12 protein-coding genes are annotated in these 12,845 nt (G+C 65.4%); 6 read left to right on the top strand and 6 right to left on the bottom strand.

The window, feature by feature from the left end; all coding sequences use genetic code 11:
- Nucleotides 1–39: 39 nt before the first annotated feature.
- Genes HALZIN_RS0102510 through doeA form a run of 3 tightly spaced genes read right to left on the bottom strand, consistent with a single transcriptional unit; the run spans nucleotide 40 to nucleotide 2,834 of the window.
- On the bottom strand, nucleotides 40–516 hold the full coding sequence (locus HALZIN_RS0102510) for an Lrp/AsnC family transcriptional regulator (protein WP_031382675.1): 477 nt from the start codon (nucleotides 514–516) through the stop codon (nucleotides 40–42).
- Between the two features lie 50 nt (nucleotides 517–566).
- Complete coding sequence (gene doeB / locus HALZIN_RS0102505) at nucleotides 567–1,598, bottom strand: N(2)-acetyl-L-2,4-diaminobutanoate deacetylase DoeB (RefSeq protein ID WP_031382674.1); 1,032 nt, start codon at nucleotides 1,596–1,598, stop codon at nucleotides 567–569.
- A 36-nt stretch (nucleotides 1,599–1,634) separates the two neighbouring features.
- Nucleotides 1,635–2,834 (bottom strand): ectoine hydrolase DoeA, encoded by a 1,200-nt coding sequence (gene doeA, locus HALZIN_RS0102500; RefSeq protein WP_031382673.1) that lies wholly within the window; start codon nucleotides 2,832–2,834, stop codon nucleotides 1,635–1,637.
- 201 nt (nucleotides 2,835–3,035) lie between these two features.
- Here doeA and ehuR point away from each other — a divergent pair, with 201 nt between their 5' ends.
- From ehuR to HALZIN_RS0102470, 6 genes are all read left to right on the top strand, one after another.
- On the top strand, nucleotides 3,036–4,442 hold the full coding sequence (gene ehuR / locus HALZIN_RS0102495) for a MocR-like ectoine utilization transcription factor EhuR (protein ID WP_031382672.1): 1,407 nt from the start codon (nucleotides 3,036–3,038) through the stop codon (nucleotides 4,440–4,442).
- 44 nt (nucleotides 4,443–4,486) lie between these two features.
- A complete protein-coding gene (locus HALZIN_RS0102490) occupies nucleotides 4,487–5,422 on the top strand; it encodes a 2-hydroxyacid dehydrogenase (RefSeq protein ID WP_031382671.1) in 936 nt (311 codons plus the stop codon).
- Nucleotides 5,423–5,505: 83 nt separating this feature from the next.
- Nucleotides 5,506–6,492, top strand: coding sequence for an ABC transporter ATP-binding protein (locus HALZIN_RS0102485; RefSeq protein ID WP_084173290.1), 987 nt, complete (start codon nucleotides 5,506–5,508; stop codon nucleotides 6,490–6,492).
- Entirely contained in the window at nucleotides 6,489–7,250 is a 762-nt protein-coding gene (locus tag HALZIN_RS0102480) for an ABC transporter permease (protein ID WP_031382669.1), read from the top strand. The genes HALZIN_RS0102485 and HALZIN_RS0102480 overlap by 4 nt, the downstream gene beginning before the upstream one ends.
- Nucleotides 7,214–7,984, top strand: a complete 771-nt coding sequence (locus HALZIN_RS16680) for a hypothetical protein (RefSeq protein ID WP_236254949.1) — start codon at nucleotides 7,214–7,216, stop codon at nucleotides 7,982–7,984. Before HALZIN_RS0102480 ends, HALZIN_RS16680 begins: the two co-directional genes overlap by 37 nt.
- A 119-nt stretch (nucleotides 7,985–8,103) precedes the next feature.
- A complete protein-coding gene (locus HALZIN_RS0102470) occupies nucleotides 8,104–9,030 on the top strand; it encodes a LysO family transporter (RefSeq protein WP_031382667.1) in 927 nt (308 codons plus the stop codon).
- 249 nt (nucleotides 9,031–9,279) lie between these two features.
- Here the strand turns inward: HALZIN_RS0102470 and HALZIN_RS0102465 are convergent, their stop codons facing one another.
- From HALZIN_RS0102465 to HALZIN_RS17055, 3 genes are all read right to left on the bottom strand, one after another.
- Nucleotides 9,280–10,347: a hypothetical protein gene (locus HALZIN_RS0102465; RefSeq protein ID WP_035575098.1), complete on the bottom strand. Its 1,068-nt coding sequence runs from the start codon at nucleotides 10,345–10,347 to the stop codon at nucleotides 9,280–9,282.
- 161 nt (nucleotides 10,348–10,508) lie between these two features.
- The gene (locus HALZIN_RS0102460; protein WP_031382665.1) at nucleotides 10,509–11,570 is read right to left on the bottom strand and encodes a porin; all 1,062 of its coding nucleotides are present in this window, start codon (nucleotides 11,568–11,570) and stop codon (nucleotides 10,509–10,511) included.
- A 410-nt stretch (nucleotides 11,571–11,980) separates the two neighbouring features.
- Complete coding sequence (locus HALZIN_RS17055) at nucleotides 11,981–12,712, bottom strand: ProQ/FINO family protein (protein WP_051907338.1); 732 nt, start codon at nucleotides 12,710–12,712, stop codon at nucleotides 11,981–11,983.
- Nucleotides 12,713–12,845 lie beyond the last annotated feature (133 nt).

Genomic DNA, 12,845 nt, shown 5'->3' with positions numbered 1-12,845 from the left:
GAGAGCATGGTATTTTGTAAACGCCCTCTCAGGATGGCCTCATGAGTCCTCTGCGTCGAGAGCTATCGGCGGCGCCTGATGCTTGACGGTCTTGGTGACGATGTAGGTGAAATAGCGCTCGATGCCCAGCTCCGAGGACAGCCAGTCATCGATCAGCCGTTGGTAGGCGTCGATGGAAGTCGCCTCGACCTTGACCAGGTAGTCGACGCCGCCGCCCACCGCCACGCATTCGGTGACCAGGGGCTCGCCGCGCATGGCGTTCTCGAAGCGCTGGAAACTCTCGGCGTTGTGCGCCTTGAGCTCGATCTGCATCCATACCGGGTTGCGCTTGACGACCGTCCGCGGGTTGATGCGTGCCGAGTAGCCTTCGATGACTCCGGCCGCTTCCAGCCGGCGCACCCGTTCCCAGCACGGGCTGACCGACAGGTTGATCGCCTCGGCCAGCCGCGATTTGGTAATGCGCCCGTCCGTGGCGAGGATTTCCAGGATCTTGAGATCGTAGCGGTCGAGCTTCATGCGGGTCCGTTGTCGAGGCCGCCGGCGGCGCCGACGGACGTTGAGCTGAATCAGGCGTCGAGGGAATCGACCACCTCGGCGATCACCGCGATGGTGTCGCCCATGTTGACCAGCGACGGGAAGCGCCGCGCCACCAGCACGCCGCTGCGCTTGGCGCGGTATTCGACCGGCGCGGCGCCGGTGCGGGTCATGTCGTAGATGCGTGCGATCACCTCGCCCTCGCGAACCGTTCCGCCGAGCGCCAGGGTCAACTCGAGCAGGCCGGTATGCTCGCTCTGCACGTAGCAGGAGGCATCCGGCATGTCGACGTAGACCTGCGGCGTCTCGGGCAATTCCAGCTCGCCGTCGATCAGATCGTAATGAATCAGGAAGTTGCGTATGCCGCGCTCGGCGATCGCCATGCGCTCGGGGTTGGTGGAGCCGCCGCCGCCGAGTTCGGTGGCGACGAACACCTTGCCCTGGCTCTCCACCGCGGTGTCGAACAGCTTGGCGGCGTCGAGCTCGAACATCAGCATCGCGGTGGGCGCGCCGAACGCCTTGGCGCCCTCCACGGCCTGGCGCTGGAGCTGCTTGTCGTCAAGCTGATGCGAGGCGCCGAACGGGATGATGTCGAGGGTGCGCCCGCCGGAATGCAGGTCGAGCACCACGTCGACCAGCGGCACCAGGTAGCGGGTGAAATAATCGGCGATCTGCTCGGTGACGCTGCCGTCGGGGTCGCCGGGAAAGCTGCGATTGAGATTGCCGCCGTCCATCGGCGAGGTGCGCCGGCCGACCTGGGCGGCGGGCACGTTCATCATCGGCACGATGATCACCCGGCCATGAACGTCGCCGGCCTTTAGCGAATTGGCGAGCTTGAGCAGCGCAGTGATGCCCTCGTACTCGTCGCCGTGATTGCCACCGGTCAGCAGCGCCGTGGGACCCTCCCCATTGCCGACCACGGTGATCGGAATCATCACTGCGCCCCAGGCCGATTCGTCGGTGGAGACCGGCAGCTTGAGAAAGCCGTGCTGGACGCCGTCGGCATCGAAGTCGACGGTCGCGGAGATGGGGCTGGGCCGCATTTGGCTGGGACGTTGGCTCATGGGGCTCTCTCCATTTTTTCGAACGGCTGGCGCGCCTTATTTGACGAAAAGCTGGCGCGGGAAATCGGCCAGTGGCTCGGCGCCGTTTTCGGTGATCAGAATACTCTCGGTGATCTCGAGACCCCAGTCGTCCATCCACATGCCGGGCATGAAGTGAAAGGTCATGCCCGGTTCGAGGATCGTCTCGTCGGAGGGACGCAGGCTCATGGTGCGCTCGCCCCAGTCCGGCGGATAGCTGATGCCGATGGGGTAACCGCAGCGCGCGCCGCCGCGGTCGAAGCCGTACTTGTCCATCGCCGCGCCCAGCGCCATGGCGATGTCGGCACAGCGGTTGCCGGGCTTGGCGACCGCCAGGCCGTTCTCGATGCCCTCGAGCAGTGCCGATTCGCCGCGCACGAACTCCTTGGGCGGCGTGCCCAGGAACACCGTGCGCGACAGTGGCGCATGGTAGCGCTTGTAGCAGCCGGCGATCTCGAAGAAGGTGCCCTCGCCCTTGCGAAACGGCGTGTCGTCCCAGGTCAGGTGCGGCGCGGCGGCGTCGGAGCCGGTCGGCAACAGCGGCACGATCGCCGGGTAGTCGCCGCCGAACACCGTGCCCTGACCGTCGGTCCAGCCCTCGGTGCCCACGCGATAGATCTCCGAGACCAGCTTGCTCTTGGCCAGGCCGGGCTCGATCACCTCGAGAATCCGCGAATGCATGCACTCGACGATCCGCGCGGCGACCCGCATGTATTCGATTTCCTGCGGCGACTTGATCGCCCGACACCAGTTGACCAGCGCGTTGGCATCGGCAAAGCGCGCATGCGGCAATTCCTTGAGCAGGCTCTGATAGGCCTTCGCCGAGAAGTAGTAGTTGTCCATCTCCATGCCCACCACGCCGCGGTCCCAGCCACGCTCGGGCATGATCGACTGGGCCAGGTATTCCATGGGGTGCATGTCGGGATTCTGGACGTAGTAATCCGGGTAGTAGGTGATATTGTCGGGATCCAGCCAGCAGGTGCGCAGCGCGCCGTTGCTGTCCTGGCGTCGGCCGTACCACACCGGCTCGCCCTCCAGGCCGAGCAGCACGCATTGGTGCACATAGAACGACCAGCCGTCATAGCCGGTCAGCCAGGCCATGTTGGAGGGATCGCTGATGATCAAGACATCGATGCCCCGGCTGGCCATCGAGCTACGTACTTTCCACAGACGCTGAGCATATTCCTCACGCGTGAACGGCAGGGTCACCTGGATCATGGACCTCGTCCCAACACGAATCGCCAAATTCGGCCCTCGCCGCCATGCGGGAGGCCGAGCCGCTTGCCTGGACGCTTGGTAACAAGCCGACACCGAAATTGTCATGACTTGAGTTTGTTGAAAACATGACAATTACCTGCCAATGTCCTACGGCGATACTAGCACCAAGGCTGAGCCAGCCGTCAAAGGCTTTATTGAATCATGACAATTGACCTGACGCCGTACCTGTCGTCGCACGGCCCCAAGTACCTGGCCATCGCCCGGGCGCTGTCCGAGGCGATCCGCCACGGCGAGTTGACCCCGGGCACGCGCCTGCCGCCGCATCGCCAGCTCGCCGAGGCACTGGGGGTCAGCGTGCAGACGGTCTCGCGGGCCTATGCCCAGGCCGACAGGATGGGCCTGGTCCAGGCCCGGGTGGGTAGCGGCACCTGGATCAACACACTCGACGACAAGCGCGAGACGGAATACCTGCGCACCGGCGAAACGCGCCCCGAAGCGGCGCTGATCGACCTGTCGATCGCCCACCCGGTATGCCCGCCGACCCACCATCTGCGCTTTCGCGAGACGCTCGCCGAACTCGCCGAATCGGCTTCGCCCGAAGTGATTTCGGCCTGCCGACCGATCGCCGGACTGGTGTATCAGCGCGAGCGGGCCGGCCAGTGGCTGCGCGAGCGGCTCGGGGTACCCGGCGACACCGAGGAGCGCATTCTCTGCAACGGCGCCGCCCATGGCCTGATGGTGGCGATCACCACGGTGGTCCAGCACGGCGACGTGGTGCTCACCGAAGCGCTCAGCGATCACGGCCTGATCGCGCTGTCGCGGACCCTGGGCTTTCAGCTGCGCGGCGTGGCGGTCGATGCCGAAGGCGTCGTCCCCGGGGCGCTGGATACCGCCTGCCGCCGCTTCAAGCCAAGCGCCGTGTGCCTCACCCCGAGCCAGCTCAACCCCACCGGCGCGACCATGAGCGAGGCGCGCCGCGACGCCGTTGCCACGATACTCGAGCGCCACGGCATCTGGCTGATCGAGGACGACGTGCATGCGCTGCTCGAAGCACCGGGCCTCGCCCCGCTCACCGCCCGCCTGCCCGGGCAGAGCTTTCATGTCACCAGCCTGACCAAGGTCACCGTGCCGGGGTTGCGCGCCGGCTATCTGACGGTGCCGCGCGGCCAGCTCCATCATGCCCTGCCGCGCCTGCGCGCGACCAGTTGGATGGCCACGCCGCTGATCTTCGAGATCGCCGACCGCTGGTTGGCCGACGGCAGCGTCGAGGCGCTGGCCGCCCAGCAGCGCAGCCTGCTCGCCGAACGCCAGCGCCTGGCCGCGCGCCGCCTGCAGGGCCACGAGATCGCCGCACGGCCCTCGAGCCTGCACGTCTGGGTGACGCTGCCCGCCGCATGGCGTGCCGAGGAGCTGCGCCAACAGGCCGAACAGGAGGGCCTGGCGCTGACCGCCTCGCAGCCGTTCATGGTCGAGCAAACCCCGCCGCCGCGCCGCGTGCGCCTGAGCCTCGGCGCCGAACCCGATATCGAGCGCCTCGATCGTGGCCTCGAACTGGTCGCCCGCTTGCTCAACGAGGCGCCGCCACCCATGCTGGCAATGGTCTACTGATTCGCCGCGACAATCGCTCACAGACTGCTTGGAGAGGAGAGCCGATGCGCATACTAGTACATATCGACGACGCCGCCACCTGGCGCGACGCGCTGGCCCAACGCCTGCCCCACGCCGAGGTGATCACCAGCGAGCAGGCCGACGGCCAACCCCAACAGGCGGATTACCTGGCGGTCTGGAAGCCGCCCGCCGAACTGCTCGAGAGCCAGACCCGGCTCAAGGGCATCGTCAATCTCGGCGCCGGCGTCGATGCGCTGCTCAACAATCCGGGCCTGCCCCGCGACGTGCCGATCGTCAAGCTGCGCGATGCCGGCATGGCACCGCTGATGAGCGATTACGTGCGCTTCGGCGTGGTGTATTTTCAGCGCGACTTCGATCGTTACTTCGCCCAACAGACGCATGCCGTGTGGCACGAATCGCCGCTCGTCGACAAGGCCGACTGGCCGCTCGGGGTGCTCGGCCTGGGCGCCATCGGCGCGCATGTCGCCCAGGCGCTGGCCGAGGACGGCTTCCCGGTGCACGGCTGGAGCCGCTCGCCGAAAGCGCTCGACGGCGTCACCTGCCATCATGGCGACGCGGGCCTGGACGAGTTGCTCGGCACGGTGCGCACGTTGATCACGCTGCTGCCGGATACCGCCAGCACCCGCGGCATCGTCAACGCCCGCACGCTGGCGCTGATGGCCGATGGCGCCAGCCTGATCAACCCCGGCCGCGGCACGCTGATCGACGAGGGCGCGCTGCTCGCCGCGCTCGGCCCCGGCGACAAGGAAGGCCGGCTGCGCGGCGCGCTGCTCGACGCCTTCAGCGAGGAACCGCTGCCTCGCGACAACCCGCTATGGAGCCATCCGCGGGTGCGCATCACCCCGCACATGGCCGCGCCGACCCCGGTGCGCGACGCCGCCGACCAGGTCGCCGCGCTGATCACCGCGCTCGACAACGGCGGGGAGGTCGAGACCATCGACCCCGGTGCGGGCTATTGAGGCGCCGCCCGGCCCGAAGCGGGTCGCCGATATGATAAGGTGTCTGCCCCGCAAACACCCAGCAAGGCCGCCCGGAACATCCCATGAACGACAGCCTGACCGCGACGCAGCATTCCCGCGCGACGACCGCCCCGAGCGACGTCGCGCCGGCGATCGTCAGCGTTCGCAACCTGACCAAGACCTACGCCTCCGGCTACCAGGCGCTCAAGCCGATCGACCTGGAGATCCGCCGCGGCGAGATCTTCGCCCTGCTCGGCCCCAACGGCGCCGGCAAGACCACCCTGATCAGCATCATCTGCGGGCTGGTCAACCCCAGCGGCGGCACCGTGCTGGCCGACGGCCACGACATCGTCCGCGACTACCGCGCGGCCCGCGAGCGCATCGGCCTGGTGCCGCAGGAGCTGACCTCGGACGCCTTCGAAAGCGTATGGAACACCGTCAGCTTCAGCCGCGGGCTGTTCGGCAAGCCCGCCGATCCGGCGCATGTCGAGCGCGTGCTCAAGGACCTGGCGCTGTGGGACAAGCGCGACAACAAGCTGATCACCCTGTCGGGCGGCATGAAGCGCCGGGTGCTGATCGCCAAGGCGCTGTCCCACGAGCCGCAGATCCTGTTCCTCGACGAGCCCACCGCGGGGGTCGACGTGGAACTGCGCCGCGACATGTGGAACGTGGTGCGAGGCCTGCGCGAGGCCGGCGTGACGATCATCCTCACCACCCACTACATCGAGGAAGCCGAGGAGATGGCCGATCGCATCGGCGTGATCAACAAAGGCGAGATCATCCTGGTGCGCGACAAGCGCGAGCTGATGCGCCAATTGGGGCGCAAGCAGATGACTCTGCAGCTCCAGCAGCCGCTCGCGGCGCTTCCGCCCGCACTCGCCGGCTATCCGCTGGAACTCGCCGACGACGGCTTCGAGCTGGTCTACAGCTACGACTCCCAGCAGCAGCAGACCGGCATCACCGGCCTGCTCGACGCGGTCAGCGCGGCGGGCATCGAGATCAAGGACCTGCATACCCGGCAGAGTTCGCTGGAAGATATCTTCGTCAACCTGGTCAAGGAGCGCCAATGAACCTCACCGCGGTCCGCGCCATCTACCGCTTCGAGATGGCCCGCGCCCGGCGCACGCTGCTGCAGAGCATCGTCTCGCCGGTACTCTCGACCTCGCTGTACTTCGTGGTCTTCGGCGGGGCGATCGGCTCGCGCATCAGCGAGATCCAGGGTGTCAGCTACGGCGCGTTCATCGTGCCCGGGCTGATCATGCTGATGCTGCTCACCCAGAGCGTATCCAACGCCTCGTTCGCGATCTTCTTTCCCAAGTTCTCGGGGACCATCTACGAGCTGCTCTCGGCGCCCATCTCGCACTTCGAGATCGTGCTCGGCTACGTTGGCGCCGCCGCCACCAAGTCGGTCATCCTGGGGCTGCTGATCCTGGCCACGGCCAGCCTGTTCGTACCGCTGCAGATCGCCCATCCGCTATGGATGCTGCTGTTTCTGCTACTCACCGCGATGACCTTCAGCCTGCTGGGTTTCATCATCGGCATCTGGGCGGACAACTTCGAGAAGCTGCAACTGGTGCCGCTGCTGGTGATCACGCCGCTGACCTTCCTCGGCGGCACCTTCTATTCCATCGACATGCTGCCCGCCATCTGGCAGACGCTGACGCTGGCCAACCCGGTGGTCTACCTGGTCAGCGGCTTTCGCTGGAGCTTCTTCGGCATCAACGACGTCAGCCTCGCCGCCAGCCTGGGCATGATCCTGCTGTTTCTGGGCGTCTGCCTGGCCATCGTGGCGTGGATCTTTCGCACCGGCTATCGCATCCGGCCCTGAGCGTCGCCACCGCCATGCCCGACTCGATGCGCCATCGTCGATGCCCACCGCTCGCCCTGTGGCAGGCTCTGCTGAGCGCGGCCTGGCTGATCCTGGCGCCGTTGGCCGCCACGGCCGGGGCGGCGCAGCCGCCGGTCGCCTTCGAGGCCCGCTACCGGCTGACACTCGATGGCTGGCCGGACATGACCATCGCTCATCGCCTGAGCCGGCAGAGCGATCACTGGCAGAGCCGCATGCAGGCCGAGATCTCAATCGCCCGCGCTCGCGAGACGAGTCGTTTTCGGATGGTCGACGGCAACGTCGAGGCGCTGCTGTATACCAGCCGCTATAGCCTGATGGGCTTCGGCGAGCGTTTTCGCCTCGACGCCGACCAGCTCGCCACGCTGCCCGACCGTCAGACGGCGCTGTTCAGCCTGGCGCGCCGGGCGCCCACTGCCGCGTGTCGCGGCAAGGCCGCCACGCCCTGCACGATTGGCTACCTGGACCACAAAGGCGCGCGGAAGGCCCTCGACTATCGGGTGCTGGGCCTCGACAGTCGCGCCACGCCGGCGGGTCGCTTTCCCGCCGTGACCGTCGAGGCCTGGTCGCCGGACAAGCCCGAACGGCGCCTGACGCTGACCTTCCATCGCGACGTGCCGGGGCTGCTGCTGGGCATGAGCTACCGCCGCGATGGCGAGCGCCGTAGTCGTTTGAGCCTGGTTAACGTTTCCATCGCGGACGATCAGCCGCGCTGATGGGGCATCAGCGAATGTCACTATCGCCCCACCCCCGCCCGACCCACCGCTCTGGTAAGCTGACCGGCTCGATTGCGCGGCCATCCGAGCCGCGCGCCCACCGACAAGGAAGACTAGGCATGGTTTCAGGGCTAGTGATCATCCTGCTACCGCTGATCCTCGGTTATCTGGTGCCGGTGCGCCATGCCGGGCTGCAGGCGGCGATCAACCACGGCGTCAACGGCTCGATCTATGTGATCCTGGCGCTGATGGGCGTCAGCCTGACCGGGCTCGACGACCTGGCCGGCCAGCTTGGTCGCATGGGCGGTCAGGCGGCGACGCTGCTGGCGGTGATCGCGCCGATCAACCTGCTCGCGCTGTACGCACTATCGCGGCGCAGCCGGCTGCGCGCCGGCACTTCGCCGGTGGTCGAGGGCGCGCCGACCAGCAAGCTCGCCGCGATGCGCGGGTCGTTGATGCTGGCCGGGGTGGTGGTGCTGGGTATCGTCGTCGGCATCGTCTTCGGCCGGCTGGGCTGGGTGGCGGCCCCGGCGCTCGCCGAGCGACTCGCCGAGTGGGTGCTCTACGCGCTGCTCGCGCTGATCGGCTGTCAGCTGCGCAATTCCGGCATGCCGCTCAGGCAGATCCTGCTCAACCGCCACGGCCTGGCGATCGCCGTCACCGTCGCCGTCAGCTCGCTGGTCGCCGGGCTGCTCGCCGCGCCGCTACTGTCGCTGCGCTGGAACGAGGGGCTGGCGCTGGCCTCGGGCTTCGGCTGGTATTCACTGTCGGGGATTCTGGTCGGCGATCGGCTGGGGCCGGTGCTCGGCGGGGTGGCGTTCTTCAACGACCTGGCCCGCGAGTTGATCGCCTTTCTGCTGATTCCGTTGGTGATCCGGCGCTGGGCACCGCTGGCCATCGGCTTCGGCGGGGCGACGTCGATGGATTTCACGCTGCCGGTGATCCAGCAGCACGGCGGGGTCGCCTGCGTGCCGATCGCCGTGGTCAGCGGGTTCATCCTGTCGCTGCTGTCGCCGCCGCTGACGCTGTTCTTCCTGTCGCTGTAGGCCGCAGTCGACCGCGGTCCGCTCAGGTTGCACCGGGCTTGCAGATTGCTTGACGACTGCCTCGCCATCTTGCGCATTGCCGGCGCGCTGGTTGAATAACCCAAGCACGCTTCTCACGCCATGTTCTGCACCTGATGGGCCTTTGTCGCAGCCACGGTGAAGCGCCCAAACAGACTCCAACCCAAGCTGCAACGAAGACGCCCTGCTCGAGCAGGGCGTCTTCGCGTTGCCAAGTGTACACAGCTAGGCTCAACGCACGTCGAGCTGCTTCACGCTCAGGGCATAGTTGTTGGCCACCTCGTTGGGATTGCCGTAATTCTGACCGGAAACCCACACGCTATAGGTGCCGGACTGCAGTACCGTCTGGATATCGATATCCCCCGCAAAGCGCGAGCCCTGCTCGCTGGCGACGACATTGCCGTCGTTATCCAGAATCCGCGCCTCGATGCGGTACGTGCCCTCGTAGCCGCTCATGGTCGAGGTGGAAACCGACACCGTCCCCGCCTGCCGGACGTCGAAACTCAGCGCCTTGCCGCGCTTGCGCATATTGACGTCGGTGACGATCTCCTTGAAGCCCTCGGGCGGCGTGCCGTCGGCTTCGGCGGCTGCCTGTCCGGCGCCATCCGCCGCCCCGGCGCTCGAGGATGAAGCCGCGGCGGCCTGCGAGGCCGCCGCATCGCCTTGGCTCGTATCGGCCGTCGCGTCGGCGCCACTCGCCGAGAAAGCCTGCGAAACCGGCGCGGCGAGCGCCGCCGAGGCATCCGGCGAGCGCACGAAGGCTGTCGTCGGCCCTTCGGCCTGGCGATCGAAGCCGATGCCGCTGGGTCCCTCGACCCCGCTCTCGTCCCCGCTGAGGCGCTTGCCCTGAGCGTTCAACCCGGCCACGCTGATGGTATAGCGGTTGCCCTTCAGCTTGGTATCGCCGAACTCCCGGGCTTTGACCTTGAGCACGTAATCGCCGGGTTCGAGCTGCTGTGACATTTCAAGGCCGCCGTCGTCGGAGCCCAGCGCTTCGCTCTCGGCGACGAGATTGCCCCGCTCATCCAGCAATTGCGCCTCGATGCGATAGCGCGTCGACATGCCTGCCCGGGACGAGCTTTCGATCAGGTAGCGCCCGGCTTTCTCGACGGTGAACGTGTGCTCGTTCCAGCCCCCGAAGTTGAAGCTCTGACTCTTCGCATCGCTGCGACTCGAGAAGATTTTCGTCACATCGATGGTCGACCCCTGATAATTGGGCGGCATATCGGCCTGGGCGACCGGCAAGGCGGCATACAACCCGAAACCGAGCAGAACGGGAGCCAGAAACCGATGATTCATAGCGAGTGTCCTATCCATACAAAATCAGGGAGGTGCCGAATTGAACTGAATGGCGCCAACGAGTTTGCACTGCGCGCCCTCTCGCATCAACCCGGCTAAAAAGAAAGCCGGCCCACGAGGGGCCGGCTTCGGTTTCACACTTTCTAGCGACCGAAAGGGTCTTAGAAAGTGAAGGCCAGACCGGTAGCGACGAAATCGCCCTGGTCCTGGGCCTGATCGTACATGGTGGTTTCGACGAAGTAGGTGACCGCCGGCGTCAGGCTGTAGTCGGCGCCCAGCATCACCTGGTTGTAAGTCTCGTCGGCAACAGTACCGTTGTTCTGCTCGTCGACATACTGGTAGGTACCGTAGAGGTTACCCATGCCGTAGGCATAGTTGGCCTTGACGGCGTACATGTCGGACTTGTCGGTGCGAGTGTCGTCGCTGCCGTCGTAACGCTCCCACTTGGCAGCCAGCGTCAGCGCGTTCATGGCGTACTGAGCGGAGAGGCCGTAGGCATCGCCAGCATCATAACTCTGACCGTTGGCGTCATAGTCGTAGGTGTCCAGGTTGTCGTAGACACCAGCCAGTTGCAGAGCGCCAACGGTATACTTCACGCCACCCACAAAGGAAGCAGAGCTACCATTGGTGTTCTGGTCTGCGTCGTTGTCGGTCTCGGCGTCACCCTTGAACTGGGTACCCACGGCGAACTGCAGGCCACCGAAGGACGGTGACTTGTAGGTCAGCTGGTCGCCTTCACGGTCGGTATTGACGTATTCAGCGTTGACATTGGCGCTGCCGTTGACTTTACCGATATAGCGGCTGGAGTTGTAGACACCGGCGTACCAGGAACCGTCGACCGGATCCTTGACCCAATCGTCGACCAGCACGTCGTAGGAACCCAGCTTGACGTCACCGAAGTTGCCTTTCATGCCGGCGTAGGCGGTATCGCCGCTGCTGTACTGAGCAGTCTTCATTTCGTCGGCGGAGAAGCCGTCGAGTTCGAGCTTCAGGTAGGCGATCAGGCCCGGGTTGACCTGATGCTCGGCGGCGACACCCAGGGTGGAACCGTTGTCAGCAATCTGATCGTCAGATTCGCTGCCCATATCTTCAGAGATGTACATCAACTGAATATTGCCGTACAGGTCGACCTGCGTACCGTCCTGATTGTAAACAGTGGCGGCCTGGGCAGCGGAGGCACCCAGGGCACCGGCAATAGCAGTCACTAAGAGCGTCTTTTTCATCACGATAGTTCCTTAACTAGCTTACTGTTCGATCGTTGTTTGCAACCGGCTTGCCAGGCACGCCCCTGAGATTCTGGTGTGAAGCGCTCTTGCCTTAGCGAAGCCTTGTTATTATCCAATGCTCGCAGAGGAACCTTATACTGGGCTCTGGCGGAACGCAACAAGAAAAAACACTGTTTTTAATCTCGCCGTTTCATCGCTACATTACCCGCGATTCCCTGCACACTGCCGATACCGAACATGCCGGCAGCGCGTCACGCAATGACCCTAGCGCCTTTTCATGACCGCCAGGTGACAAACGCGAACGCTGTTCATGATGGTCAGCCATCCCACTGATTGCAAGACGCCTAATAAACGCCATAGCCGGCGCTTTCCAACGGCTGGTTAACGTAAGCCCACGAATCGCTGCGCTAATGCTTGCCATGCTTGGCCAACAGGTCGCCCAGCTTGCGGTCGAGCCGGGCGCTCGGATTCTGGCGCTCTTCCCGCTGCAGCGTCTTGTCGCGCTTGCGCTGCTGGGCCTGTAGCGCTTCCAGCTTTTTATGCGCATGGCGCGCTTCGCCGGGGGTGACGGCGCCGGCTGGCTGGCCAGCCAGGTCGACGCGCTCGGCGCCGGCGCGCACGGCCTTGAGATAACGCGGAAGGTTGACGTAACAGGCCAACGCGCGGCGCACCAGCTTGTCGGGCCAGGGTTCGCTGGCGACCAGATCCTCGTGAATGCCGATCTTCAGCGGCCGAGTGTGCCCCTTGAAGAAGGTATCGGTATAACGCCGGTACCATTCGTCGAGCAGCGCCTGCGGCGAGGGTGCCTCGCCGATCGCCAGGCCACTCCGGGAGCCCTGTTCCTCGGTAGGCGTAACGGCGGCTTGCCGCTGGGTCTCGGCAGCGACTTCGGGCGTCGGTGCCGACGACGCCACCCGGCGCGGCAAGGGGTAACCGCGTTCGGCATTGCTCGCCTGGGCAGGCGACTCGATATCGCTGGAGCGCTCGGCAGGCTCGGCCTGCCTCGCCAGCGAATGGCGAAGTTGTTGATTCTCGCTCTCCAGACCGGCTAGTCGCTGCCGCAGGCTGGCAATCTCCTGGCGCTCATGCCGAACATGCTGCTCAAGGGACTCGAATAGCGCGACTATGCGTTGCGTCATCAAGGGCAACCTCCATTGCTTTCGTATAGCTGGCCTCAGCGTTTAGCCAGCGTCAGCCTGCGCCGGAAATTCAGCCATTATTGTTATCGTTCGCTCGCGTCGCCGTGTCCGCATGGCGAGAAGGCAAGCCTCG

The sequence above is a fragment of the Halomonas zincidurans B6 genome (genome assembly GCF_000731955.1).
Lineage (GTDB): Bacteria > Pseudomonadota > Gammaproteobacteria > Pseudomonadales > Halomonadaceae > Modicisalibacter > Modicisalibacter zincidurans.
The sequence above is the reverse complement of the archived record's forward strand: the minus strand, read 5'-3'. Positions and strand labels throughout refer to the sequence as shown.

What these genes read in the sequence shown, in the direction of transcription:
- HALZIN_RS0102465 (WP_035575098.1), bottom strand. Translation starts at nt 10,347, where the DNA reads ATGAATCATCGGTTTCTGGCTCCCGTTCTGCTCGGTTTCGGGTTGTAT.
- ehuR (WP_031382672.1), top strand. Translation starts at nt 3,036, where the DNA reads ATGACAATTGACCTGACGCCGTACCTGTCGTCGCACGGCCCCAAGTAC.
- HALZIN_RS0102490 (WP_031382671.1), top strand. Translation starts at nt 4,487, where the DNA reads ATGCGCATACTAGTACATATCGACGACGCCGCCACCTGGCGCGACGCG.
- HALZIN_RS0102480 (WP_031382669.1), top strand. Translation starts at nt 6,489, where the DNA reads ATGAACCTCACCGCGGTCCGCGCCATCTACCGCTTCGAGATGGCCCGC.
- HALZIN_RS0102485 (WP_084173290.1), top strand. Translation starts at nt 5,506, where the DNA reads ATGAACGACAGCCTGACCGCGACGCAGCATTCCCGCGCGACGACCGCC.
- doeB (WP_031382674.1), bottom strand. Translation starts at nt 1,598, where the DNA reads ATGAGCCAACGTCCCAGCCAAATGCGGCCCAGCCCCATCTCCGCGACC.
- HALZIN_RS0102510 (WP_031382675.1), bottom strand. Translation starts at nt 516, where the DNA reads ATGAAGCTCGACCGCTACGATCTCAAGATCCTGGAAATCCTCGCCACG.
- HALZIN_RS0102460 (WP_031382665.1), bottom strand. Translation starts at nt 11,570, where the DNA reads ATGAAAAAGACGCTCTTAGTGACTGCTATTGCCGGTGCCCTGGGTGCC.
- HALZIN_RS17055 (WP_051907338.1), bottom strand. Translation starts at nt 12,712, where the DNA reads ATGACGCAACGCATAGTCGCGCTATTCGAGTCCCTTGAGCAGCATGTT.
- doeA (WP_031382673.1), bottom strand. Translation starts at nt 2,834, where the DNA reads ATGATCCAGGTGACCCTGCCGTTCACGCGTGAGGAATATGCTCAGCGT.
- HALZIN_RS0102470 (WP_031382667.1), top strand. Translation starts at nt 8,104, where the DNA reads ATGGTTTCAGGGCTAGTGATCATCCTGCTACCGCTGATCCTCGGTTAT.